Source organism: Williamsia muralis (genome assembly GCF_051487485.1).
GTDB lineage: Bacteria > Actinomycetota > Actinomycetes > Mycobacteriales > Mycobacteriaceae > Williamsia > Williamsia muralis_B.
This window is the reverse complement of sequence record NZ_JAHVCV010000010.1, coordinates 92,880-117,998: the sequence shown is the minus strand read 5'-3', so window position 1 is coordinate 117,998 and position 25,119 is coordinate 92,880. Positions and strand designations below refer to the sequence as shown.

Genomic DNA, 25,119 nt, shown 5'->3' with positions numbered 1-25,119 from the left:
ACGGTAACCCGCGGACGCACTCCGCGTACGGTGGAGCACGGCACTTTTGCAGATGGACGGGAGTACGGCTCGGTGGGAAAGCTCACGAACAACATGTGGCGACTGCTGGGAGCGCAGTCTTCGCGCAACCAGTCGAAGTCTCTGACCTTGATCAAGAAGTCCGGTGACCATGATTCATGGGCGGCGGAGCTGAGCGACGAGAACTTCGCCACGGAGGCGGAGAAACTCGACATCACCGACCCCGAGGGTGAGGACCGGGCCCGTTTCCTGGCCCTGGTCCGTGAAGCCGGAGATCGGGCGCTGGACATGCGGCCGTTCGACGTGCAGCTGCAGGGCGCTCTTCGACTGCTCGAGGGCGACATCATCGAGATGGCCACCGGTGAGGGCAAGACGTTGGCCGGCGCAATCGCCGCGATCGGCTATGTGCTGCAGGGACATCGGGTGCACGTGGTCTCGGTGAACGACTACCTCGCCACTCGTGACGCGGAGTGGATGAAGCCTCTGTTCGACCAGTTCGCCATCTCGTCGTCTGCGGTGTCGGAAAACTCCACGCGCGAGGAGCGCAAGGCTGCCTACGACACCGACATCACCTACGGTTCGGTCAACGAGGTGGGTTTCGACGTCCTGCGTGACCAACTCGCCACCCGAGCGGAAGATCTCGTGTCACCCAAACCGGACGTGGCGATCATCGACGAGGCCGACTCGGTGCTCGTCGACGAAGCACTGGTGCCGTTGATCCTCGCCGGTGCGACCACCGGTGAAGTGCCCGACAAACCCATCCACGATGCCGTCGGCAAGCTGAAGAAGACGCATTACGAAGTCGACGCCGAGGGCAGGAACGTTTACCTGACCGACGAGGGTGCGGCGTTCATCGAACAAGAACTCGGTGGCATCAACCTGTATGACGAAGAGCATGTGGGCACCACGCTCGTGCACGTCAACGTGGCGATGCACGCACACATCCTGCTCGAACGCGATGTGCACTACATCGTGCGCGACGGGGGAGTCCACCTCATCAACGCCTCGCGGGGGCGAGTAGCCCAGCTGCAGCGGTGGCCTGATGGCCTGCAGGCAGCCGTCGAGCTGAAAGAAGGCCTGGCGCAGACCGATTCGGGCGAGGTGATCGACACCATCACCGTTCAGGCGCTGATCGGGCGTTACCCGAAGGTGTGCGGGATGACCGGTACGGCGCTGGCGGCAGGCGAACAATTCCGGCAGTTCTATCAGCTGGCCGTGTCCCAGATCCCGCCCAACACCAAGAACATCCGCGTCGACGAGGTGGACCGGGTCTACGACACGAAGGCCAACAAGGCCGAAGCCGTCGTCGAGTTCGTCAAGGAGATCCACGAAACCGGGCAGCCGATCCTGATCGGTACACATGACGTCGCGGAGTCCGAAGAGCTCGCCCACCTCCTCGGCCGGGCCGGTGTGCAGAGCGTGGTCCTCAACGCCAAGAACGATGCCGAAGAAGCCAAGATCATCGCTGAGGCCGGTGCCAAGAACGCCGTCACCGTGTCGACCCAGATGGCCGGGCGAGGCACCGACATCAAGCTCGGCGGCTCCGCAGGCCAGAAGGACGGCGAATCGACGTCCGAGCGGGACGAAGTGGTCGAACTCGGCGGACTCTGCGTGGTCGGTACCGGTCGCCACGACACCGAACGACTCGACAATCAGCTGCGCGGCCGGGCTGGGCGACAAGGGGATCCGGGTCGCTCGGTGTTCTTCTCGAGCGTGGAGGATCCGGTTGTCACGCGCAACCTCACCCTCAAACGCGACCCGGTCAGTTCGTCGGAGGACGGGTCACTGGGCTCCAAGGGTGTCGACCTGATCGAGCAGGCACAGCGGGTCGCCGAAGGCGTCATGCTCGAACTGCATGCGAACACCTGGCGTTACAACCAATTGGTGAACCAGCAACGCGACATCGTGATCGCGCGGCGCATGAAGCTGCTGACGACCGACACGGCTCTCACCGAGCTGAAGGACCTGGAAAACGACCGGTACCGCGAACTGACCGGCGATGTCCCCGAGCCGGCCGAATCCGCCGATTCGGGCAATGCTCCCGATACGAAGTCGGTGGGCGACGATCCTGCTGAGACCGCTGTCGACTCCGATTCGTCGGTACCGGTCGAGAAAGCCGAGCCCGTCCCCGTAGCGGTCCTCGAGCAGGCTGCACGCGAGATCATGCTGTTCCATCTCGACCGCGCCTGGGCCGACCATCTCGCATTCGTCTCAGACGTCCGGGCCAGCATCCATCTGCGTTCACTCGGTCGGGAGTCACCCCTCGACGAGTTCCACAAGCTGATCCTCGATGAGTTCGGCAGATTGCCCGGCGAAGCAGTCGACAACGCTCGCAAGACATTCCGTGAAGCTGTCATCACTGCTGACGGTGTGGACCTGGAACAGGCCGACCTGCGCCGCTCGACCACCACATGGACGTACATGGTGCACGACAGCCCGTTCAGCTCCGGTGGCGCGAAGGCGCTGCAGGGCATCGTCGGCATCTTCCGCTAGCGGTCGGGGGCGGGGCGGGCCTGCGCAAGGTGGCCCGCGGGTTCGGTGGCCGGTGTGTCGGGCAGTTCTTGCCGAGGCGGCAACTTTTCGTGACAGACGGAGCCGTCTGGGCGAGGCTGGTCTGGCAGGCTGTTCGACATCGTGGATGGCCGGACGAACGGAGGAACCGGCCATGGGGACCACGAGCTCGTCGGGTCGCGTCAGGCGTCGTCGGGATACGCCGCCGCCCCGGACCGGTAGCAGCGAAGTCGAGGTACTCAGAGGATTTCTCGACTACCTGAGGACCTCGATCGTCGCGAAGGTGGACGGCGCTCCCGAACCGCAGGTGCGGGCGGCCGCGGTACCTTCTGGAACGAACTTGCTCGGCCTGCTCAACCATCTCGTTCATGTGGAACGGGCGACATTCCTCGGCGAGACGGTCACCAGGTGGCAATCGACCTTCACCGCCGAGGCATCGGACAGCGTCGATGACGTGATCGCGAGGTACCGGCAGGCCGTCGAGTCGGCGAACGATGTCCTCGACGACTGTGCCGATCTCGCCGCGCGTCTGCCACGGTCCGCGCCGGGACGCCCTGCGCCAAGCGTTCGTTGGGCTTTGACCCACATGATCGAGGAGACGGGCCGCCACGCGGGTCACGCCGACATCTTGCGCGAGCTGATCGACGGCCAGACCGGGCGCTGACGGCAACAAGCGCAGACACCGAGGCGCCGGACAACCGCGAAACGCCGACTGCGGCGGATGTGACAGGGTAGTTCGCATGGAGGAGATCGGCCCGGAACCGGTTGTGGAAACGAATCGGATATTCACCGTTCCGAACTTGCTCAGCGCCGTACGGCTCGTGATGGTGCCGGTGTTCCTCTGGGTCCTGCTCGCGAAGGAAGCCGACGGCTGGGCGTTCGCGATCTTGTTCTTCGCGGGACTGTCCGACTGGGCGGACGGCAAGATAGCCCGGCTGATGAACCAGTCGTCCAGATTGGGCGCTCTCCTCGATCCCGCGGCCGATCGGCTCTACATGCTGGTCATACCGATCGGCCTGGCGATCCGCGGGATCATGCCGTGGTGGCTGATCGGTGTACTCATCGGCCGCGACGTCCTCTTGCTGGCGAGCGCGCCCCTGCTGCGCAGCCGCGGCCTCACGGCCCTGCCTGTGATCTACATCGGCAAGGCAGCGACGTTCGCGCTGATGTACGGGTTCCCGATGATCCTTGCCGGGCAACTCGATTCGGTCATAGGCGACATCTTCTATCCCTGTGGATGGGCCTTCATGATCTGGGGCACGGGCATGTACCTGTGGTCGTTTGTCCTCTACTGGATACAGGTGGTGCAGGTGATGCGCACGATGCCGCCCGTGCATCACGCGAAAAGCACACCAGACAACTCGCCCCGGTGAGATGAACACCGATGGTGCGCTAAATTCTCCCTTCAACCCCCGAAGCGAATGCTTAACCGGAAGGCGTCACACGTGACCGACAAGCAGACTCCCGACGATCTGCGTTACACCACCGAGCACGAGTGGGTGAAAAAGGTGTCCGACACGACCGTTCGGGTCGGAATCACCGATTACGCGCAGGACCAGCTCGGCGACGTCGTCTTCGTTCAGTTGCCCGCGGTGGATGACGAGGTGGTCGTGGGGGAGTCGTTCGCCGAGGTCGAGTCGACGAAGAGCGTGTCGGACATCTTCGGTCCGCTCGCCGGAGTTGTGACCAACGTGAACGACCGGCTCGAAGCAAGTCCTGACCTGGTCAACTCCGAGCCCTACGGCATGGGTTGGTTGGTGGAGATCAACGTCGGTGACGACGCCGATCTCGACGCCGTGTTGGGTGAGATGCTCGATGCGTCCGGATATCGCGAAGTCACTGCCGGATAGGGCAACCCGGTGACGGGTCGGTTTGGGAACTGTATGCAGCAGCTTTATGCATCTGCGGCCGATGGCAGGGTACGGTCTAGGTCACGGGTAATTCCCCAAACCACTTGATGAGGACGAATCCGGCGTGTGAGCGATCGACCGCCGAAATGCCGTGGAACGACTTGGCCCCCTTCCGGGCCGCGGGGACAATTACGAAGAAGGAGAATTGGTGAGCGACAACGAGAAGGACATCGAGGCTCCGGTAGAGACCACTTCGGTCTTCCGGGCCGATTTCATCAAGGAGATGGAGTCGACCGGAGGATCCGCCACCGTATCGGCCGACAGCGGCGTCGAGCGGCTCTCCGCAGGCACCGCGCTGCTCGTCGTCAAACGCGGCCCCAACGCCGGTTCTCGTTTCCTGCTCGACCAGGCCACCACATCGGCCGGTCGGCACCCCGACAGCGACATCTTCCTCGACGACGTGACGGTCAGTCGCCGTCACGCTGAGTTCCGCTTGGGCGACAACGACTTCCAGGTGGTGGACGTGGGCAGCCTCAACGGCACATACGTCAACCGCGAGCCGGTCGATTCCGCCGTTCTCGCCAATGGCGACGAGGTGCAGATCGGCAAGTTCCGCCTCGTCTTCCTGACCGGCCCCAGTGGTGACGAAGGTTCCTCGAACGCGTGACCTCTCCGTCGGCGGGGCAGCAATCTGAAGGATCGATGTCAATCGGCTCGGTCCTCGATCAGCTGCGCGGCGAATTCCCGGATGTCACCATCTCGAAGATCCGGTTTCTCGAGTCTGAAGGTCTGATCACACCCGAGCGGTCGCCATCGGGTTACCGACGATTCAGCCGGGCGGACTGCGAGCGGTTGCGGTTTGTGCTGACCGCTCAGCGCGATCGTTACCTCCCGCTCAAGGTGATCAAAGAACAGCTCGACGAGATCGATCGTGGCGCTCAGTCCGATACACAGGCCGGGCCGCGACTGCTGTCCTCGGCGAAGAACTGGGTGGCGCCGGCCACGGACTTCTCGCAGGGCGGAGGTGGCCGGCTCAGCCGGGACACCCTCCTCGAACGCACCGGGGTCGACTCGGCTTTTGTCACCGAACTGTGCGACAACGGTCTGCTCGTGCCGGGCCCTCGCGGTTTCTTCGATGAGGATGCTGTGCGGCTGGTCGCGGCGGCAGCAGCCCTCGCGAACTTTGGTCTCCAGGCGCGGCATCTGCGGGCATTCAAGGTCTCGGCAGAACGCGAAGCGGGTCTGGTCGCGCAGATCGCCGGACCCATCGCCAAGGGCAAGGGCACCGGGGCCCGCGACCGGGCCGAGGAGATGGTGCGAGAGATCGCCGCCCTGTCGGTCACACTGCACACCCAATTGGTCAAGCAGGCCGTCCGCGAAGTGCTCGACTGAGCCACTCTTGGCTTTCTCGGTCGTCGCGCGGCCTCACTTGCCATAGGATTGATGGCGGTGCAGCATTCGCCCACACAAGCGTTGGGAGGGCCGATCGCATGAGTGAAATGCGCGTTGTAGGTATCCGGGTCGAACCGCCGCAGAGCCAGCCGGTCCTGCTCCTGCAGGAGACCAGTGGTGAGCGCTTCCTGCCCATTTGGATCGGGCAGAGCGAAGCAGCCTCGATTGCCTTGCGACAGAAGGGTATCGAGCCGCCCCGACCGCTGACGCACGACTTGATCGTCAACCTGATCAATGCGCTCGGTCATGAGCTCGTCGAAGTCCGCATCGTCGACATGCAAGAGGGCACGTTCTACGCAGACCTGGTGTTCGCCGGGGATCTGCGCATCTCCGCCCGGCCATCCGATTCCATCGCGATTGCTATGCGGGCAGAGGTGCCGATCTACGCCGAGGAGTCCGTACTCGCCGAAGCCGGGTTACTGATGCCCGATGACGACAGCGACGACGCCGACGACGAATCGGCAGGCGAGGTCAAGGAGGACGAGGTGGAGAAGTTCAAGGAGTTCCTCGACTCGGTGTCTCCGGACGACTTCAAGGCCACCGGAGGCGCGTGAGCCTTCCGTTCTGACGGTGATGCAGCCCGGCTTGGATCACAGAACGGAAACCGTGGGGTCACGAATCGTCTAAAGCTCGAGTTTAGGTTCAGGGTTAGGGCGAGTCGCGTTGATCGGCGCCCCTCCTGGACCTACGGTCATCTCCAGGCCGTGAAAATTGCGGTGATGTGATTTTGACCAGTCAGAGCGCGTAAACTTGGGCCCGTCGGCGCCAAGACGTCGCTCGGACGGTCACCGACAGAGCACGCGAGGAGATCCCAGTGGGCGATCAGCCACACGACGGTGAAACTGCCCATGTGGGGGAGACTGCCCAAGGGGAGAATGCCCACCGGATCGACCGACCGTCGCAGGGGTCGCTGGACGACATCATCCCGGGATTGTTCCCCAATGACACCGTGCCCGACGAGCTCGTCGGCTACCGAGTGCCCAGCGCGTGCCAGATCGCGGGAATCACCTACCGCCAGCTCGACTACTGGGCCCGCACCTCGCTGGTCGTCCCATCCATCCGCGGCGCCGCAGGCTCCGGTAGCCAGCGACTCTATTCCTTCAAGGACATCCTGGTCCTGAAGATCGTCAAGCGACTTCTGGACACGGGCATCTCGCTGCAGAACATCCGCGTGGCCGTCGATCACCTCCGCAAGCGCGGGGTCGAGGACCTGGCGCGCATCACCCTGTTCTCCGACGGGACAACGGTGTACGAGTGCACGTCCGCCGAAGAAGTTGTCGACCTCCTTCAGGGTGGTCAGGGTGTTTTCGGGATCGCGGTCAGCGGTGCCATGCGTGAACTGAGCGGAACCATCGCCGACTTCCCGGCCGAGCGTGCTGACGGCGGTGTCACCGAAGCCGCTCCCGAGGACGAGCTGGCCTCGCGTCGCAAGAGCCGGGCTCGCCGCACCGGCTAGAACATCGCCCCTCCGGCAATGTCTCCCGACGTCGGTCTAGACTGAACCCGCGTCGCAGCGACCCGGGAGAGCGTCACAGCAGTGTGACCGCCGAAGGAGCAATACCTCTCCGTCAAACTCTCAGGCACCCAGGACCGTGTCGTCGTCGGCGTCTCTGGAGAGTGGCGGCATCAGCCGTCCGCCCATGGTGAAAGGCCGCATTCCGTGCGGCTGAATCTCTCAGGCGTCCACCGGTCCCTCGGGCAGTGTGGATAGGACAGAGGGGGAGGACCGGCGTCCGGCTTCGGTCGGCACAACCTGTGGTCGCCCCGTGGGTGACCGCTGCGGAGGTCCCACCATGACCGGCTCTTCTTTCACTCATCGCCACATCGGTCCAGACGACAGCGAACTCGGACGAATCCTCTCGCTCATCGGCGCCGACTCACTCGACGACCTCGCTCGGCAAGTGGTGCCTGCAGGCATTCTCGACGGCCCGCAGGACAACGGTCTCGAAGCACTGCCGCCTGCGGCATCCGAACACGAAGTGCTCGCCGAACTCGCCGCACTCGCAGCCGAGAACACCGTTGCGACGTCGATGATCGGCCTCGGCTACTACGACACCCTCACCCCGCCTGTCCTTGTCCGCAACATCCTCGAGAATCCGGCGTGGTACACCGCCTACACCCCCTACCAGCCCGAGATCAGTCAAGGCCGCCTCGAAGCCCTGCTCAACTTCCAGACGATGGTGTCAGACCTGACCGGCATGGAGGTGGCCAATGCGTCGATGCTCGACGAGTCGACTGCTGCCGCCGAGGCCATGACCCTGCTGCGCCGGGCCGGCAAGAGCAAGTCGCCCCGATTTGTCGTGGACAGCGATGTCTTCCCGCAGACGGCAGCGGTGATCGCCACCCGCGCCGAACCGCTGGGGATCGAGATCGTCACCACCGACCTCGCGCAAGGACTTCCCGACGGAGACTTCTTCGGCGTCCTGCTGCAGACCCCGGCAGCGTCAGGCCGCGTCATCGACTGCACTCCACTCATCGAAGCGGCACACGAGCGCGGTGCGCTGGTCGCCGTCGGCGCCGACCTGCTGGCCCTCACACTGATCGCTGCGCCCGGCGAGCTGGGCGCCGACGTGTGTTTCGGAACCACCCAACGCTTCGGGGTGCCAATGGGCTTCGGTGGACCCCATGCCGGTTACCTGGCAGTCCACGCCAAACACGCACGGCAATTGCCGGGTCGCCTCGTCGGAGTCTCGAAGGACGCCGACGGCAACCTCGCCTACCGGTTGTCGCTGCAGACCCGTGAGCAGCACATCCGGCGAGAGAAGGCGACCAGCAACATCTGCACCGCGCAGGTGCTGCTCGCGATCATCGCCGCGATGTACGCCAGCTATCACGGCGCCGACGGCCTCCGCGCCATCGCGAGCCGGGTGCACGGTCATGCCCGCACACTTGCGGCGGCGCTGCGGTCCGGTGGTGTCGAGGTGGTGCACGACAACTTCTTCGACACCGTGCTGACCTCCGTGCCCGGGCGGGCCGCCGGCGTCGTCGCCGCAGCCAAAGAACGTGGCATCAACCTCCGACTGGTGGCCGACGACCATGTCGCGATCGCCTGCGATGAGGCCACCACCGCGGACCACGTGTCCGCGGTCCGCGACGCATTCGGAATCGACGCCTCGAACGCCGCCGAGGACTGGCCCGAGATCGACAGCCGTACAAGCGAATACCTGACCCATCCCGCGTTCAACAGGTACCGCACCGAAACCGCGATGATGCGGTACCTGCGGAGTCTTGCCGACAAGGACATCGCACTGGATCGGAGCATGATCCCACTCGGCTCGTGCACGATGAAGTTGAACGCCGCCGCCGAGATGGAAGCCATCACCTGGCCGACCATCTCCCGGCTGCACCCCTTTGCTCCGGCAGGTGACGTACCCGGCATGCGCAAGATCATCGCTTCACTCGAGGACTGGCTCGTCGCGATCACCGGCTACGACCGGGTCAGCGTCCAGCCCAACGCGGGGTCGCAGGGCGAATATGCCGGGCTGTTGGCCATTCGCGAATACCACCGCAGCCGTGGTGACTCGAACCGCACGGTCTGCCTCATCCCGTCGAGTGCCCACGGGACCAACGCAGCATCCGCGGTCATGGCGGGCATGCGGGTGGTCGTGGTGTCCTGCCGCGACAACGGCGACGTGGATGTCGACGACCTACGCGCCAAGGTGGACGCCAACGCGGCCGATCTGGCAGCAATCATGCTCACTTACCCGTCGACCCACGGTGTCTTCGAGGACGAGGTCGGTGACATCTGCGCCGCGGTGCACGACGCAGGCGGCCAGGTCTACGTCGACGGCGCCAATCTCAACGCACTGGTGGGAGTGGCCCGCCCAGGGCGCTTCGGTGGAGATGTCAGCCACCTGAACCTGCACAAGACGTTCTGCATCCCGCACGGCGGCGGCGGTCCCGGCGTCGGACCGATCGGAGTGCGCGAGCACCTCGCGCCGTTCCTGCCGGGACATCCACTTGCTGATGAGCTGCCTGGCGATCTCACCATCTCGGGTGCGCCCTATGGCTCGGCGTCGATCCTGCCGATCACCTACGCATACATCCGGATGATGGGAGCTGAGGGCTTGCGGGAGGCAACGCTCACGGCGATCGCCTCCGCCAACTACATCGCTGCCCGACTGAACGACTCGTACCCCGTGCTGTACACCGGCGCGGGCAACCGGGTGGCGCACGAGTGCATCATCGACCTGCGACCGATCACCAAGAGCACCGGCGTGACGGTGGACGACGTCGCAAAACGTCTGGCCGATTACGGCTTCCACGCTCCGACGATGAGTTTTCCGGTCGCCGGAACGCTGATGATCGAGCCCACCGAGAGCGAGAACCTGGACGAGATCGAGGCATTCTGCGACGCGATGATCTCGATTCGCGCGGAGATCGACAAAGTGGCCGACGGTCAGTGGCCGGCCGACGACAACCCACTGCAGGGTGCCCCGCACACCGCCGAGTGTCTCGTCGGGGAGTGGGAGCACAGCTATGACCGACTGGTCGCCGTGTACCCGAACGGGCTGCCGTCGGCGGGTGCCCGAGCGAAGGTGTGGCCCGCGGTGCGACGTATCGACGGGGCGTTCGGCGACCGCAATCTGGTCTGCAGTTGCCCGCCGATCGAGGCGTTCGCCTGAACCCGGGCGGGGTTCAGCTGCGCCGGGTGAGCACCTCGGTGATCGCGTTCTGTGCCTCGGGCGACGGCATCGGCATGGGTGTCGGCGTCACCGGGAACGTCACGGTCGAGGTTGCCGGCGGCAGCTGACCTGCGCCGCGGAAACCCAGTGAGGTGATGGTCGAGATCTGTTCGGGGTCGTGGACGTAGTCGATGAAGGCGCCGACGGCGTCTCGTTGTGCCGCGTCCACCTGATCACCGGTCATCTCGACGACCGGGAAATCGGCCATGGGTGTCGGCCCGGACGGGAACAGCGCCACCACAGCAGAATTGGCGTCGTCCTTGGTGATCGCATACAGCTGCTGTTCGGTGATCGGTACGGCATGGATCGTGCCAGTCGCAGGATCGGCTTGCTGCTGCAGTGCCCGCACCCCGCTCTCGGACGAACCCAGATCCGTCGCCGGCGCTGAGGCGAGCATCGCGCGGAGCGTTGACGAGACAAGCGGGGAGGCAGCGTCTTCCGGAGACAACGGTCCGCTGGGTGTGCGCGACACCTCGGTGGCGATGGCCTGGGCCGCCAGCATCGTCGCGTCCGATTGCGGGCCTACGGGCATCGCCATCCTGAGTTCACCCCAGCCGCGCAGTCCGAGATCTTCCATCGCCTTCGCCGAGCGCTGCAGGGTCGGCAGCTCGATCCAGCCGACATCGCCGTCCATGGCCTTGGCGGCTGCAGCCGGTATGGCCAGGACCACCGGACTGGTCACGAGTGACGCGGGGGATCCGTCGACCACATCCGGCCGAGCCGCGATCAGTTGTGAACTCCACACCGACGACTGCGGAATCCATGCGGCCGGGAACTGGCCCCGCGACGCGGTGTCCCAGTCCCCGGTGAGACCGTCCAGCGTCACCTTGGCATCGCCTGGGCGAACCTCGATCGTGATGCAGCGGTCGCGTTCGGTGGGACGCGTCTTGTTGTACTTGTCCGCGACGGCCTTGAGAGGGACCGCGAGACCGGGGTCGCTGACGATCGACACGGAGAGGTCGCCCTCGACGCAGCGCGCGGCTGCATCCTTGCCCTGTTCGTTGATGCGGTCGCCCAGCAGAACCCAGAGGAATCCGAGCGCGACGACGACGACCACGGCGACAGCCAGTACAAGAAGGCCACGGCTGACACCGCGTCTGCCACCGGCCCTGCGATGCTCGCCCACGCACACCTCAATCCACGAAGTTCATGTCCACCGCAACCTACAGCTTCGGCGACTGGCTGGTCACAGCTCCACCGGGTTGCCGACTGACTTGTGCTGCGCAGTCTATGCGGTCGTATCTCCTGGTGGTCGAGCCGCCCGCGCCGACGGCATCGGCACGAGCCCAGGTCAGGACAGTGCGACGGTGCAGACGATCTTCTTGCGCTCGTCGTAGGTGTAGTAGGTCTCTGTCTCTGCGGGGCAGTCGGTCTCGTCCACGGTGTTGGGGAGTACCGCGAGGATGCGCTCGCCGGTGGACCCGGTACAGGGCACCTGGACCGTGCTGTCCGACGCGGTGCCCATCTCGAAGCACTTGCCGACAACCCAGTCGATGTCGAGGCAGAGCACCCCGGTCGTGGAGCCGTTCAGCTCCTCGTAATACGTCTGATCGACGTCCGATGGGCAGCTGTCCTCATCGGCGACCTTCGCCACGACGGTGTAGTGGGAGTCGACGGCACCGCAGGTTGCCGGGGCGATCTTCGCGTCGAGCATCGTGCCGGTGAGGTTCACGCAGTCACCGACCTCGGCGTCGATCTCGGTGATCTCGCCGCTGTCCTCCGATGTGGTGGAGGCGGTCTGCGACGTCTCCGAAGAATCTGCGGTGGACTCCACCGCAGAACTGGAAGCAGTTGTGGCCGTGCCGGTCTCGTCGCTGGTGCAGCCGGCGGCCGAGAAGGTGAGGGCGGCCGCGGCAACGGCGAGCAGGGCGAATTTTCGGACGTCAGAAAGCACGGTGCTCGACTTTCGGTGAGAAATGCCTTGTGGCCCGAGCAAGGTGCTCGGGCCACAAGGAAATTATCAGACGACGACGCCCTGCGCCGCGCTTCGCGGGTCAGGCGTTGGCGGCCTTGAACTCGCGTCGACGCCGGTGCAGGATCGGCTCGGTGTAGCCGTTGGGTTGCCGGGCGCCTTCGAGGATGAGTTCTTTGGCTGCCTGGAAGGCGATGGATGCCTCGAAGTCGGCGGCCATCGGCCGGTAGGTCGGGTCGCCGGCGTTCTGCTTGTCGACCACCGGGGCCATCCGCTCGAGAGCTGCGACGACGTCTGCTTCGGACACGATGCCGTGGCGCAGCCAGTTGGCCAGTAGTTGGCTTGAGATCCGAAGTGTTGCACGGTCTTCCATCAGTGCGACGTCGTGGATGTCGGGCACCTTGGAGCAGCCGACGCCGTGATCGATCCACCGCACCACGTAACCGAGGATGGACTGGCAGTTGTTGTCGAGTTCTTCACGCTTTTCGTCGTCGCTCCAGTCGGTGCGGGGAGCGAGGGGGATGGTGAGGATGTCCTCGACCGACGCCGGATCGCGTTTGGCGATTTCGTTCTGGCGTTCGAACACGTCGATCTGGTGGTAGTGCAGCGCGTGCAGGGTCGCGGCGGTGGGCGAGGGCACCCATGCGGTGTTCGCGCCGGCCTTGGGGTGGCCGATCTTCTGCTCGAGCATGTCGGCCATCAGGTCGGGCATGGCCCACATTCCCTTACCGATCTGCGCTTTGTGCTGCAGGCCCGCGTGCAGGCCGGTGTCGACGTTGAAGTCTTCGTAGGCCTTGATCCAGGTCTGCGCCTTCATCTCTGCCTTGCGGACGACGGCTCCGGCTTCCATCGAGGTGTGGATTTCGTCGCCGGTGCGGTCGAGGAAACCGGTGTTGATGAACACAACCCGGTCGGCAGCTGCTTTGATGCAGGCCTTGAGGTTCACCGTGGTGCGGCGTTCTTCGTCCATGATCCCGACCTTGAGCGTGCCGGTGGGCAACCCGAGGACCTGCTCGACCCGGCCGAACAATTCGACCGTGAAGGCGACCTCGTCGGGGCCGTGCATCTTCGGTTTGACGATGTAGATGGAACCGGTCCGCGAGTTCTGCAGCCCTTCGGCTTTGAGGCCGTGGCTACCGATCAACGAGGTGAACAGCGCATCGAGGATGCCCTCGGGGACCTCGCTGCCGTCGGCGGCGATGATCGCGTCGTTGGTCATCAGGTGACCGACGTTGCGCACGAACAACAGCGACCGGCCGTGCAGGGTCAATTCCGACCCGTCAGGGGCGGTGTAGGTGCGGTCGGGGTTGAGCACCCGGGTGAAGGTCTTACCGCCCTTGGTGACCTCTTCGGCCAGGTCGCCCTTGTTCAGGCCGAGCCAGTTGCGGTAGCCGGTGACCTTGTCCTCGGCATCGACGGCGGCGACCGAATCCTCGAAGTCCATGATCGTGGTGACCGCGGACTCGACCAGCACATCTTTGACCCCAGCCGGATCCGTCGATCCGATGGGGGAGTCTGCGTCGATCTGGATTTCCAGGTGTAGCCCGTTGTGGCGCACCAGGATACCGCTGGGGGCGGCTGCGTCACCGGAGTATCCGGCGAATGCGGCCGGATCGGCGAAGCCGGTGGTGGAACCACCTGACAGGGTGACCTGCACCTGCTGGTCGACGACGGCGTAACCGGTGGCGTCGGCGTGCTTGCCGGACTCCATGGGTGCGGCGGTGTCGAGGAAGTCCTTGGCGAACGCGATGACCTTGTCGCCGCGAACCTTGTTGTACGACTTGCCCTTCTCGGCGCCGTCGGACTCGGGGATGACATCGGTCCCGTACAGCGCGTCGTAGAGCGATCCCCAGCGGGCGTTCGACGCGTTCAGGGCGAACCGGGCGTTGAGGATGGGCACCACCAGCTGCGGTCCGGCGGTGCTGGTGATCTCGTCATCCACACCTGAGGTGGTGATCTGGAAATCGTCGGGGACCGGGGCGAGGTAACCGATGTCGGTCAGGAACGCCTTGTAAGCGTCGGAATCGAACGAAGCGGGGTCTGAGACCGGGTTGTCGCGGTGCCACTGGTCAACCTTGGCCTGAAGGTCGTCGCGGATGGCGAGGAGCTCACGGTTGCGTGGGGTGAGGTCGGTGATGACCGCCGCGGCACCCGCCCAGAACGCATCCTGGTCTACGCCGGTGCCGGGCAACGCCTCGTTGTTGATGAAGTCGTAAAGAACGGACGCAACCTGCAAGCCGCCGTCGACGGTGACGCGCTGAGCCATAACCGGCCTCACTTTCTTTCGATCAGGTCAATTTCGACCTCTATGTTACTCATGGGTAGGAAGGGGCTCTTGGCCGGTCAACAGCGCACTGCATCGGTCGATGAGCCGGGAACGAACGATCTGGGCGTGCTGGGTCAGGACCGACTGTGCCCGCACGTATTCGCTGCGCCCGGCTGCCTCTTCGATTGCGATGGGTTCGAATCCGAACGCCGTCAGGTCATAGGGACTTGCCCGCATGTCGAGCTCGCGGAACCGGAGTGCCATCTCGAATGCATCCACCACGAGCTCGGAAGGTATGAGCGGCGACAGCTTGAACGCCCACTTGTAGAGATCCATTCCGGCATGGATGCACCCTGGTTGTTCTGCGTCTTGTTGAGTCGTCCGGTCGAGCACCGTCAGGTTCAGTGGCCGAGCAGGTTCGGTGAAGAAGCGGTACGCGTCGTAGTGGGTGCATCGAAGCGGCAGGGAACGGACCACTGCGTCGGTGTCGGCGGACGACAGCCGCAGGGGAACGCCCGCATGCCTGATCTGCTCGGAGGGGGCGGCGTACACCATCGCCCACTCGTGCAGACCGAAGCAGTTGAGCCGAGCGGGGCGTTCGCGGGTTGCCGACAGCAGGTCATGTACGTACTGGACGGTCTCGCGTCGCTTGGCGAGGTGGCGTGGATTCACGGTGACCACCCCGTCGACCTCTGCGTATCCGGAGTAATCGAGGTAGCGGCGACCGGCGGAACCGCTGATCGGGTGTCCGAAACCGGGGTGCCAGCGGCGCAGTTGGGCGGGGCGATAGCTGTAGTAGGTGAACAGGAATCCCCACACGGGATGAACGACCTCGCCCCCGGTGGCGTCCTGAAGTCGTGCCGGGTGCCGGCTCAGCAGGGAGTCGACCCGCTCACGATGTGCCTGTGCGGCGGCCTGCCAGTCCTGGGCGACAGGGGACTGCACGGCCACGAACCCACTCACACGCGGTGCGTTTCGTCGCGCACCGTTCCCACGAACTCCTCGACGAGATCCTCCAGGGCGACCACCGCAACCGTGCGACCGTTGTCGTCGACCACGGCGGCGAGATGTGAACTGGTGCGCCGCATGGCCGAGGTGGCCTCGTCGAGTGCTGTGCGGTCCGCCAGGACCGGGAGGGGATGGATCTTGTCGACACCGATGATGCTGTCGGGACCAACCGATTCGTCGAGGATCTCGTCGAGCACATCCTTGAGGTGCAGGTAACCGGTGTAGGTACCGTCGGTGCCGCGTACCGGGTAGCGCGAGAAACCGGTGTCGGTGACTGCTTGCTCGATCGAGCCGAGAGTTGGCCCCACACGGCCGGTCTCGGCGTCCTTGGTGACCTGCACACTGCGCAGTTCGCTGAGCGGGATCGCCACTTCGAGAACTGTCCGACCAGAGGTCTGGAGTGCACGCGTAAGCCGGTCGTGCTCTTCTTCGTCGATGAGGCCTTCTTGCCGTGACTCGCCCAGCATCTGCGACAACTCGTTGGCCGAGACAGTCGCGTCCAGCTCGTCTTTCGGCTCCACCCGCATGATGCGCAGCGAGACGTTCGCCGACCAGTTGTAGAACGCGATCAGCGGTCTGGCGATCTTGATGAACAGCAGGTGCACCGGCACCAGGAGCATCGCCGAACGTTCGGGGCCGGCAAGCGCGATGTTCTTCGGGACCATCTCGCCGAGGAGGATGTGCAGGACGACCACCAGCGACAACGCCAGCGCAAAGGCGATCGGGTGCAGAAGACCATGCGGTACGTGGACGAGTTCCAAAGGCTTTTCGATGAGGTGCGCGATCGCCGGTTCGCCGACCCGTCCGAGCAGGATCGAACAGATCGTGATGCCGAGCTGGGCTGCGGCCAACATCAGCGACAGATGTTCGCCTGCCTCGATGACCGTGCGCGCCCGGCGTTTGCCCTGCTCCTCGAGCGCCTCGAGGCGGTCGCGACGAGCCGAGATGAGTGAGAACTCGGCGGCGACGAAAAAGGCGTTGCCGCCCAAGAGGAACACCGTCAGGACAACACCGAAGAGATCACCCATCGGAATGCTCCACATCCGACCCGGACAGCGGCGTCAACGCCACGACATCGATCCGGCGACCTTCCATCCGGACCACGCGCGCCTGCCACCGTTGATCCGACTCCGTCTGCGACGAATCCTCGTCGTCCTCGGATGCGGTTGTACGGACGGGGAGATCGATCACGTCACCTTCTTTGGCGATGCGGCCGAGCTGGAACATCAACAGCCCGCCCAGGGTGTCGTATTGGCCGTCAGGTGCCCGGTATCCGATCGCATCCAGCAACTCGTCGATACGCAGCAGTCCGTTGCAGATGTATCCGTCCCCATCGCGCTGGACGTCGGCCTGCTCGTCGTCGTGTTCGTCGGTGACGTCGCCGACGATCTCTTCGATCAGGTCTTCGGTGGTGACGATGCCGGCTGTGCCGCCGTACTCATCGACGACCACGGCGACTTGGAAACCGTCCGCCCGGATCTGCTGCATCAGCGCGTCACCATCGAGACTTGCCGGAACCACGGGGACGTCCCGCGCGAGCGTGCCCAGTTGCGTGGTGGCGCGCGCGGTCAGAGGGACGGTGAACGCCTGCTTGATGTGGACGATGCCGATGATGTTGTCGAGGTCGCCGCCATCGAGGATCGGGAACCGGGAGTACCCAGTACGGGATGAGGCGAGGATCAGGTCTCGAACGGTGTCGTGGATGTCGAGCGACTCCACGGTCACCCGCGGGGTCATCAGTTCCTCGGCCGTACGTTCGCCGAACTGCAAGGAGCGGTCGACGAGAGCAGCGGTGCCGGGGTCCAGTGCGCCTTGCCTGGCGGAATTGCGAACCAGGCTGCCGAGTTCCTGGGGGGAACGCGCCGAACGTAGTTCCTCGGCGGGCTCGACGCCGAGGCGTCTGACCACCCAGTTCGCGGTGCCGTTGAGGGCGTTGATCAGCCACCTGAAGGTTGCCGAGAACAAACTCATCGGGCCGGCGGTGGCGCGGGCTGTGGGCAGTGGCTTGGAAATCGCGAGGTTCTTCGGGATCAACTCACCCAGAACCATCGACAACGACGTGGCGATGACCAGGGCGAGGATGAGCGAGACGGCCGTTGTCGCGCCGTCCGGGAGCCCTACCGCTTCGAAGGCCGGCTCGAAGAGCTGTGCCAGGACCGGCTCGGCGATGTACCCGGTGACAAGCGTGGTGATCGTGATGCCCAGTTGGGCACCGGACAACTGGAACGAGAGCGACTTGTGGGCCTTGCTGACCTGCCTCGATCGCAGGTCACCCCGAGTCCGTACGTCGTTCTCAACCGTGGACCTCTCGAGCGCGGTCAGCGAGAACTCGGCCGCGACGAACAGAGCGGTTCCCAAGGTCAGTGCGAGGAAGCCGAGAAGGCTGCCGGCCAGGATGAGCGCTTGCATCAACGATCACCACGGCCGTCTACGGGTTCCGATGACACAGCGAGGCGGAGTTCGCTCGGTGACGTTCGAGACAAGAGAACTTCGCTCCGCTCCCGGTGGAGGCGCAACAATCCAGCCTCCAGATGTAGGGCATTGAAAGGTGATGCCGGAATATCAACGATCTTAACGGGTCACCAACCCGTCGGTAATGGCCGTCCCTCCGCGAAGCCCGCTGCCGACTGCACCCCCAGGACAGCTTTGTTGTGCAATTCGTCGAGCGACCGCGCGCCCGCGTACGTCGCCGTCGAGCGAACTCCTGCGCAGATGTGGTCGATGAGATCTTCGACGCCGGGCCGTTCGGGGTCCAGGGCGATCCGCGAGCTGGAGATCCCTTCCTCGAACAGTGCCTTGCGTGCACGGTCGAACTCGCTGTCGGTGGCTGTCCGTGCCGCGACCGCTCGTTTGGAGGCCATGCCGAAGCTCTCCTTGTACGGTTTGCCGTCGCGGTCCCACTTCAGGTCACCCGGACTCTCGTACGTTCCGGCGAACCAGGAACCGATCATCACGTTCGAGGCGCCCGCGGCAACGGCCAGGGCCACGTCACGGGGATGCCTCACGCCACCGTCTGCCCAGACGTGGGCGCCCGAATCTCTTGCCGCCGAAGCGCATTCGGCGACCGCGGAGAACTGGGGCCGACCCACGCCGGTCATCATCCGAGTGGTGCACATGGCGCCCGGCCCCACCCCGACCTTGACGATCGACGCGCCCGCGGAGATCAGGTCCTTGGTGCCCTGCGCCGAGACCACGTTGCCTGCGCACAGGGGCACGCCGAGGTCGGCGTCGGCGATCTGCCCCAGCACCGCCAGCATGCGTTCCTGGTGACCGTGCGCGGTGTCGACGACGAGCAGATCGGCACCGGCCTCGACCAGCGCAGTCGCCCTGGCCGTCACGTCGCCGTTGATGCCCACCGCAGCGGCAACGCGCAGTCGCCCGGCGCCATCGACATTGGGTTGGTAGATGCCCGCGCGCAGAGCACCCACGCGGGTCAACACTCCCGCCAGGCTTCCGTCCGGCTCGGTGAGCACGGCCAGGTCGGTGTGGGCTCCCTCGAGCAGCTCGAAGATCTCTCGCGGAGGCGTTCCCGCGGGGGCGGTGACGAAGTCGGGGTCGAGCACTTCGGTGAGCCGGGCGAACCGGTCCACGTCGACACAGGCCCGCTCGGTCACCACTCCGATGGGCGTCGCCGCATCGGTGTCGAGGACGACCACCGCGCCGTGGGCACGCTTGGGCAGCAGCGCCAGAGCATCGGACACGGCGGCATCACCACCGAGGACCACGGGGGTGTCGGCGACCAGGCGCCGTCCCTTGACAAACGAGATCATGTCGGCGGCCGCGCTGATGGGAAGGTCTTGCGGTAGCACCACGAGTCCACCGCGTCGCGCCACGGTTTCGGCCATCCGACGTCCTGCGACTGCGGTCATGTTGGCGACGACCAGTGGAATGGTGGTTCCCGAGCCGTCCGAGGTGGACAGGTCGACATCGAAACGGGAGGTGACGTCGGTTCGACCGGGGACGAGGAATACGTCGTCGTAGGTCAGGTCATGGCTCGGGAAATGATCGTCAAGGAAGCGCACGTGAGGCAATTCTACCCGGGAAGGCCGAAACCCCCGACCTTGTGCCGTTGTGACAGCCCAACCTGCAGGTGGGGAGGTGTCACTGCAACACAAGACCGGGGGCCGGTCGTCCAATCGGGGATCAGGCCTCGATCTCTGTGCGGTCTTCACTCCACAGCGTGTGGAACGTGCCTTCTTTGTCGACGCGCTGGTAGGTGTGTGCGCCGAAGAAGTCACGCAAACCCTGGGTCAGAGCAGCCGGCAGTCGCTCGGCGCGCAGTGCGTCGTAGTACGAGAGCGACGATGCGAACGCCGGAACGGGGATACCCATCGTGGTCGCGGTGGCGACGACGCGGCGCCAGCTGTCCACAGCGTTCTCGACCGCGTCGCGGAAGTACGGAGCGAGCAGCAGGCTGGGCAGTTCCGGGTTCTCCGAGTACGCGTCCCGGATGCGGTTTAGGAACTTGGCCCGGATGATGCAGCCGCCCCGCCAGATGGTGGCGAGGTCGCCGGGATGCAGGTTCCAGTCGTATTCCTTGCTGCCGGCCGCGATCTGGTCGAAGCCCTGTGCGTACGCGACCACCTTGGACGCGTAGAGCGCCTTGTTGATGTCGTCGATGAAGGTCGCCTTGTCCGATGGCGCAGCCGCCAGCGTGCCCGACGCCAGGCCTTGTGCCTGCTTTCGCTGATCGGTTGCGCTCGACAACGCCCGGGCGAAGACCGCCTCGGCGATGCCGGTGGTGGGGATGCCCAGATCGAGAGCGGACTTCACGGTCCAGCGGCCGGTGCCCTTCTGACCCGCTGCATCGACGATGACGTCGACGAGTGGCTTGCCTGTCTCGGCATCCACCTGGCTGAGGACCTCGGCGGTGATCTCGACGAGGTAGCTGTCGAGGTCTCCCGAGTTCCATTCGCGGAAGACGTCGGCGATCTCGGCGACAGGGAGGTCCAGGGCCTTGCGCATGAGGTCGTATGCCTCGCCGATGAGCTGCATGTCGGCGTACTCGATGCCGTTGTGGACCATCTTGACGAAGTGCCCGGCACCGTTGGGGCCGATGTGGGTGCAGCAGGGCTCCCCGTCGACGTGGGCCGAGATCGACTCGAGCAACGGGCCGAGGGACTCGTAGGACTTGGCGGGACCGCCCGGCATGATCGACGGTCCGTTGAGCGCACCCTCTTCGCCGCCGGAGATACCCGCACCGACGAAGTTCAGGCCGCGCTCGGACATCGCGGCTTCGCGCCGGATGGTGTCCGTGTAGAGCGAATTGCCGCCGTCGATGATGATGTCGCCTTCCTCCATCTCGGCGGCGAGCTCCTCGATCACCGCGTCGGTCGGGGCGCCGGCTTTCACCATAATCAGGACGCGACGGGGCTTCTCGAGCGCCGCGACGAACTCGGCGACTGTCTCGGTCCGCACGAAGTCTCCCTCGTGACCGTGCTTTTCGATCAGTGCGTCGGTCTTCGCGATACTGCGGTTGTGCAGTGCGACGGTGTGGCCGTGGCGGGCGAAGTTTCGGGCGATGTTGGAGCCCATCACCGCCAAGCCGGTGACACCGATCTGGGCGCGGGCAGCTGTTTCAGTCATGCGTACACCCTATGACTAAGCTCACCGGACCTCGCGGCGAGATCAGTTGTCGATCAGGCGATGCAGCTCGGTGAGCCAGGGAACGGCCACGGCGACCGTCGGGATCACCAGGATCGCGGCGGCAGCGGCGTAGGCGAACGCCGAGATGGCTGTGGCCGGACGGGTGTCGACGAGCCGCTGCACTCGGGTGAGGGTGCTGGGTCCGCCGATGGCCATCGCGCCGCGAGGCGCCACCGAATCGGCGCACGCGACGAGGGCACGACCGAGCGGCTTGCGCCCAGCACAGCGGATGGCGGTGTCGTCGGCGAGCAGTTCGACGAGCAACTGCACGGCACCCAGCGCTGAACGGCTACGGACGAATCGGGGAAAGGCTTCATGAACGGCGATGAAGGCTTCGAGGATCAGGTCGTGTCGGGCGCGTAGGTGTGCACGCTCGTGACTGATCACGGCGTCGAGTTCATCCCGGCGCAAACGGGCGACGGTGCCTTCGCTGACCACCACACGCTGTCGCAGGCCGGGGAGGCAGTACGCCATGGGCTGATCGACTTCGAGCATGCGCACGTCGCGCGCACTGAGCGGATCACCGGGGACGGTGCGATCCATCCGGTCGAGCAGGTCGATGAGTTCGCGGTGGGCCGACCGGCGCGCCCTGGTACGCATGGCGACTCGGATCACGGTGTAGAACAGCCGCGCACCGATGAGAAGTGTGATCAAGAACACGCTGACGTAGACCGTCCAGAGCACCACGCCGAGGCTTTCGATCTCGTCGAACGGGTTCGTCGTGGGCCGTCCCTGCGCGTCGGGGACAAGAAGATTCGCGGCGATGGCGAGGCCGCAGCTGAACGCGGAAAGCACTGCCGCGATGGCGATCGACTGCCACAGAGCCATGGCCGCACGCGGGGCGCGGAGTGGCCACTGGGCGCGAGCGAGCCATGACGGGGCCGGGCCCACGAGAACGAGAGCCACGATCCCGAACACCAACGCGGTCAAAATAGGTCCTAGGGCTCAGAAGATCGATATGACTCGCCGTGGGCTCCGCGGGCCGATTCCAGTTCATCCAGTGCACGTCGAAGCGCTTCCGCCTCGTCGGCGCCGACCCGGCCCACAAAGGAAACCAGGGCGGCCTGCCGTGATCCAGCCTCGTCCGCTTCGCTCAGCGCGTCAACCATCAAGCTCGCCACGAGGTGCTCACGCGGATGGGTGGCCGAGTAGCGGTGGGCACGGTCATCGCGCAGCTGCGTGACGAGATTCTTCTTCGCCAGTCGCTGGAGGACGGTCATCACGGTGGTGTACGCGAGTTCGCGATCCGCCGACAGAGCTGCGTGTACCTGACGCACTGTCTGCGGTTCTGCGGACGACCACAAATTGTCCATGACTGCCCGCTCGAGCTCACCCAACCCGTTCATTCTTCTCACTTTACGTTTCTTCTCATCAAACAGCTCAACGCGTGGTGCCATCAATTTTCTTCCGTCGCGGTTGACAGGTTGGTAAGGCTAGCCTACATTCATTCTTACGTGGGACCGAGCGAGTGTCCTGAGGGCTGCAGAGACCCCCGGTCCGCGCCACAGCAGGCCCCACCGAAAGGTGGGGCCTGCTGATTCTTTTGTCGTGCCGATCCGGTCGAGAGGGTCACCGCGGGCGGACCCGGTCAGCCGGGTTTTGACAGACTGTCGATCACGCGACGCGTAGTCCGAGAGCGCGGCCTCAGGCAAGGGAGAACCACGGTGACAGACAACATCGATCTGACCGAGACGCTGGGCGCGCTGCCCAAGGGCTTCGACAACGAGCTCGGTTTGCAGATGCAATCGGCAACAGCTGACGAGGTCACCGCAACGTTCGAGATCGCCCCCAAGCTCCTGCAGCCCTGGGGCATCGTTCACGGCGGCGTGTACTGCTCGGTGGTCGAATCGGTCGCGAGCACCTCGGGTCAGATATGGCTGAACAGCAAGGGGATCACCGATTCTCATGTCGTCGGGGTGAACAACAGCACCGATTTCCTCCGGGCGGTGAGCACGGGCACCATGACTGCACGTTCGAAGCCGATCCACCGGGGCCGTCGTCAGCAGCTGTGGGAGGTCGACATCACCGACGAGTCGGGCAAGTTGATCGCGCAGGGCCGGGTACGGCTGCAGAACATCGCCGCCGAGAACTGATCTGCGCCGGTATGGGACACGATGCGGCACCGGCCGCGACACGATTGTCCGACCCGGCGCGAGCCCGCATCGATGCGGTCCTCTCTGCCGTCGATGTTGAACTCGACCGGGCGTATCCCGGCGATCGCGCCGAGAAGCAGCCTGCCCACACCGTCTATGTGAGTGCCGCCGACGTGGACGCGGACACCCCCGGCACCTGGGGGGACCGGGCGTCGGCGATCGCCGACGAGGCCGCCGCCGTGGTTGCCGACCTCGACCGCACCGGCATCGCCTCGCTGGTCCAGGCCCGGTTGCGCAGCCAGCCGATCGAAGACCTCCGGATAGACCTCGAAGACGGATACGGCTGGCGACCGGATGTGGTCGAGGACCGCGACGCCCGAGCGGCCGGCAACACGATCGCCACATGGTCTGCCCGACCTGAGCAGGCGCCCAATGCCTTCGGTGTTCGCTGCAAGGGGCTGGGTGCCACTGAACGGGCGCGTGGCCTGCGGTCGCTGGAGCTTGTGCTCGATGCTGCCGGCGGGGTGCCGGACGGGTTTGTGTTCACCGTCCCCAAACTGCGCGCGGCAGCCCAGGTGGATGCGGTGGTGATGATCTGCGAGGAGCTCGAACGCGCGCACGGACTGCTCGAAGGCGCATTGCGTTTCGAACTGCAGATCGAGAGCCCCCAGGCGGTGCTCGGCGCCGACGGACGGGCCACGGTGGCCGAAGCGATCCATCGTGGCGGGCCGCGGCTGACCGGATTGCACTACGGGACATATGATTACAGCGCTGCCTGCGGCATCGTGTCGTCCCAGCAGTCGCTGGAACATCCGGTCGCCGACCATGCCAAGTCGGTGATGCTCGTCGCGGCAGCGCAGACCGGGGTCTGGGTGTCGGACGGGTCCACCCAGGTGTCCCCGGTCGGTTCCGCCGAGGTTGTCGAAGCGGCGCTGCGCCGTCACCACCGACTCGTCACCCGCAGCCTGGAACGTGGCTTCTATCAGGGGTGGGACATGCACCCGGGCCATCTCGTGACTCGATGGCTGGCGGTGTACGGCTTCTTCCGATCGGCGATGTCGCCGGCCGTCACGCGGTTGCAGTCGTACTTCGATCGCCAGAGTTCGGAGTTCGTGGACGAGCCCGCGACGGCTCAATCACTGGCCCTCGTGGTGCTGCGTGGACTGTCGGTGGGTGCGTTCACCGAGGCAGATGTGCTGGCCGTCGGACCTCGGTGTTCGGCCGCGGCCCTGGGTGAACTGCGCGCTAGTGGGGGCGTGCTCGGCTGACTCTTCGGTTCGATGGCGACTTCCACCGCGCCGTCGCGGGCTCTGCGTGGCAGTATGAGTCGGTCGATGCGTGTTCATCGGCTGTTCAAAATCGAGGAGGACATCGTGCATCTGTCGCCGCATGAGCAAGAGCGACTGATGATCTCGTACGCTGCGGAATTGGCACGTCGTCGGCAGGGGCGTGGGTTGCTGCTCAATCACCCCGAGGCCGTCGCGGTCATCACCGACCACATCCTCGAGGGGGCGCGCGACGGACGGAACGTGGCGGAACTGATGTCCACGGGACGCGAAGTGCTCAGCCGCGAACAGGTCATGGACGGGGTCCCCGAGATGTTGCACGACGTGCAGGTGGAGGCGACCTTTCCCGACGGCACCAAGCTCGTGACCGTGCACAACCCCATCTCCTAGAG

22 protein-coding genes and 1 riboswitch are annotated in these 25,119 nt (G+C 65.1%); of the genes, 12 read left to right on the top strand and 10 right to left on the bottom strand.

What is annotated here, in order from left to right; all coding sequences use genetic code 11:
- Positions 1–72 precede the first annotated feature (72 nt).
- The 9 genes from secA2 to gcvP all read left to right on the top strand — a co-directional run bounded on the left by secA2 (position 73) and on the right by gcvP (position 10,456).
- A complete protein-coding gene (gene secA2 / locus KXR83_RS23245) occupies positions 73–2,511 on the top strand; it encodes an accessory Sec system translocase SecA2 (RefSeq protein WP_437426930.1) in 2,439 nt (812 codons plus the stop codon).
- A gap of 172 nt (positions 2,512–2,683) precedes the next feature.
- Entirely contained in the window at positions 2,684–3,193 is a 510-nt protein-coding gene (locus KXR83_RS23240) for a DinB family protein (protein WP_437426874.1), read from the top strand.
- Positions 3,194–3,269: 76 nt separating this feature from the next.
- On the top strand, positions 3,270–3,902 hold the full coding sequence (locus KXR83_RS23235) for a CDP-alcohol phosphatidyltransferase family protein (protein ID WP_437426873.1): 633 nt from the start codon (positions 3,270–3,272) through the stop codon (positions 3,900–3,902).
- A gap of 72 nt (positions 3,903–3,974) precedes the next feature.
- Positions 3,975–4,379 (top strand): glycine cleavage system protein GcvH, encoded by a 405-nt coding sequence (gcvH, locus tag KXR83_RS23230; protein ID WP_062798667.1) that lies wholly within the window; start codon positions 3,975–3,977, stop codon positions 4,377–4,379.
- A gap of 208 nt (positions 4,380–4,587) precedes the next feature.
- Complete coding sequence (gene garA / locus KXR83_RS23225) at positions 4,588–5,046, top strand: glycogen accumulation regulator GarA (RefSeq protein ID WP_030162599.1); 459 nt, start codon at positions 4,588–4,590, stop codon at positions 5,044–5,046.
- A gap of 35 nt (positions 5,047–5,081) precedes the next feature.
- Positions 5,082–5,771 (top strand): transcriptional regulator FtsR, encoded by a 690-nt coding sequence (gene ftsR, locus KXR83_RS23220; RefSeq protein WP_062798665.1) that lies wholly within the window; start codon positions 5,082–5,084, stop codon positions 5,769–5,771.
- 98 nt (positions 5,772–5,869) lie between these two features.
- Entirely contained in the window at positions 5,870–6,385 is a 516-nt protein-coding gene (locus KXR83_RS23215; protein ID WP_030162603.1) for a bifunctional nuclease family protein, read from the top strand.
- Positions 6,386–6,645: 260 nt separating this feature from the next.
- The gene (locus tag KXR83_RS23210) at positions 6,646–7,287 is read left to right on the top strand and encodes a MerR family transcriptional regulator (protein WP_023958051.1); all 642 of its coding nucleotides are present in this window, start codon (positions 6,646–6,648) and stop codon (positions 7,285–7,287) included.
- Between the two features lie 53 nt (positions 7,288–7,340).
- Positions 7,341–7,434: riboswitch (glycine riboswitch) on the top strand.
- Positions 7,435–7,624: 190 nt separating this feature from the next.
- On the top strand, positions 7,625–10,456 hold the full coding sequence (gene gcvP / locus KXR83_RS23205) for an aminomethyl-transferring glycine dehydrogenase (protein WP_437426872.1): 2,832 nt from the start codon (positions 7,625–7,627) through the stop codon (positions 10,454–10,456).
- 13 nt (positions 10,457–10,469) lie between these two features.
- Here the strand turns inward: gcvP and KXR83_RS23200 are convergent, their stop codons facing one another.
- From KXR83_RS23200 to KXR83_RS23155, 10 genes are all read right to left on the bottom strand, one after another.
- Positions 10,470–11,642, bottom strand: coding sequence for a substrate-binding domain-containing protein (locus tag KXR83_RS23200; protein WP_437426871.1), 1,173 nt, complete (start codon positions 11,640–11,642; stop codon positions 10,470–10,472).
- 165 nt (positions 11,643–11,807) lie between these two features.
- The gene (gene lppU, locus KXR83_RS23195; RefSeq protein WP_437426870.1) at positions 11,808–12,410 is read right to left on the bottom strand and encodes an LppU family putative lipoprotein; all 603 of its coding nucleotides are present in this window, start codon (positions 12,408–12,410) and stop codon (positions 11,808–11,810) included.
- 100 nt (positions 12,411–12,510) lie between these two features.
- Complete coding sequence (locus KXR83_RS23190) at positions 12,511–14,694, bottom strand: malate synthase G (protein WP_437426869.1); 2,184 nt, start codon at positions 14,692–14,694, stop codon at positions 12,511–12,513.
- A gap of 45 nt (positions 14,695–14,739) precedes the next feature.
- Positions 14,740–15,657: a 3-methyladenine DNA glycosylase gene (locus tag KXR83_RS23185; protein ID WP_437426868.1), complete on the bottom strand. Its 918-nt coding sequence runs from the start codon at positions 15,655–15,657 to the stop codon at positions 14,740–14,742.
- Positions 15,654–16,730 carry a hemolysin family protein gene (locus KXR83_RS23180; RefSeq protein ID WP_023958061.1) on the bottom strand — a complete coding sequence of 359 codons (1,077 nt, stop codon included), beginning with the start codon at positions 16,728–16,730 and terminating at the stop codon, positions 15,654–15,656. Before KXR83_RS23180 ends, KXR83_RS23185 begins: the two co-directional genes overlap by 4 nt.
- A complete protein-coding gene (locus tag KXR83_RS23175) occupies positions 16,723–18,111 on the bottom strand; it encodes a hemolysin family protein (protein ID WP_437426867.1) in 1,389 nt (462 codons plus the stop codon). Before KXR83_RS23175 ends, KXR83_RS23180 begins: the two co-directional genes overlap by 8 nt.
- Before the next feature lie 170 nt (positions 18,112–18,281).
- Positions 18,282–19,724, bottom strand: a complete 1,443-nt coding sequence (locus KXR83_RS23170; protein ID WP_437426866.1) for a GuaB1 family IMP dehydrogenase-related protein — start codon at positions 19,722–19,724, stop codon at positions 18,282–18,284.
- Between the two features lie 121 nt (positions 19,725–19,845).
- Positions 19,846–21,288, bottom strand: a complete 1,443-nt coding sequence (gene gndA, locus KXR83_RS23165) for an NADP-dependent phosphogluconate dehydrogenase (protein WP_116915230.1) — start codon at positions 21,286–21,288, stop codon at positions 19,846–19,848.
- Positions 21,289–21,330: 42 nt separating this feature from the next.
- Positions 21,331–22,278, bottom strand: a complete 948-nt coding sequence (locus tag KXR83_RS23160; RefSeq protein ID WP_437426865.1) for a M56 family metallopeptidase — start codon at positions 22,276–22,278, stop codon at positions 21,331–21,333.
- An 8-nt stretch (positions 22,279–22,286) separates the two neighbouring features.
- Complete coding sequence (locus KXR83_RS23155; RefSeq protein WP_023958072.1) at positions 22,287–22,703, bottom strand: BlaI/MecI/CopY family transcriptional regulator; 417 nt, start codon at positions 22,701–22,703, stop codon at positions 22,287–22,289.
- Between the two features lie 384 nt (positions 22,704–23,087).
- On the opposite strand from KXR83_RS23155, the gene KXR83_RS23150 reads away from it, so the two are divergent.
- The 3 genes from KXR83_RS23150 (at position 23,088) to KXR83_RS23140 (ending at position 25,117) form a co-directional block, all read left to right on the top strand.
- A complete protein-coding gene (locus KXR83_RS23150) occupies positions 23,088–23,441 on the top strand; it encodes a PaaI family thioesterase (protein WP_437426929.1) in 354 nt (117 codons plus the stop codon).
- An 11-nt stretch (positions 23,442–23,452) separates the two neighbouring features.
- A complete protein-coding gene (locus KXR83_RS23145; protein ID WP_437426864.1) occupies positions 23,453–24,709 on the top strand; it encodes a DUF6986 family protein in 1,257 nt (418 codons plus the stop codon).
- 105 nt (positions 24,710–24,814) lie between these two features.
- On the top strand, positions 24,815–25,117 hold the full coding sequence (locus KXR83_RS23140; RefSeq protein WP_031332263.1) for an urease subunit gamma: 303 nt from the start codon (positions 24,815–24,817) through the stop codon (positions 25,115–25,117).
- The last annotated feature ends 2 nt before the right edge of the window (positions 25,118–25,119 follow it).

Coding starts and splice junctions, on each gene's coding strand:
- KXR83_RS23240 (WP_437426874.1), top strand. CDS start 2,684: ATGGGGACCACGAGCTCGTCGGGTCGCGTCAGGCGTCGTCGGGATACG.
- KXR83_RS23235 (WP_437426873.1), top strand. CDS start 3,270: ATGGAGGAGATCGGCCCGGAACCGGTTGTGGAAACGAATCGGATATTC.
- ftsR (WP_062798665.1), top strand. CDS start 5,082: ATGTCAATCGGCTCGGTCCTCGATCAGCTGCGCGGCGAATTCCCGGAT.
- KXR83_RS23215 (WP_030162603.1), top strand. CDS start 5,870: ATGAGTGAAATGCGCGTTGTAGGTATCCGGGTCGAACCGCCGCAGAGC.
- gcvP (WP_437426872.1), top strand. CDS start 7,625: ATGACCGGCTCTTCTTTCACTCATCGCCACATCGGTCCAGACGACAGC.
- KXR83_RS23190 (WP_437426869.1), bottom strand. CDS start 14,694: ATGGCTCAGCGCGTCACCGTCGACGGCGGCTTGCAGGTTGCGTCCGTT.
- KXR83_RS23180 (WP_023958061.1), bottom strand. CDS start 16,730: ATGGGTGATCTCTTCGGTGTTGTCCTGACGGTGTTCCTCTTGGGCGGC.
- KXR83_RS23175 (WP_437426867.1), bottom strand. CDS start 18,111: ATGCAAGCGCTCATCCTGGCCGGCAGCCTTCTCGGCTTCCTCGCACTG.
- gndA (WP_116915230.1), bottom strand. CDS start 21,288: ATGACTGAAACAGCTGCCCGCGCCCAGATCGGTGTCACCGGCTTGGCG.
- KXR83_RS23150 (WP_437426929.1), top strand. CDS start 23,088: ATGCAATCGGCAACAGCTGACGAGGTCACCGCAACGTTCGAGATCGCC.
- KXR83_RS23145 (WP_437426864.1), top strand. CDS start 23,453: ATGGGACACGATGCGGCACCGGCCGCGACACGATTGTCCGACCCGGCG.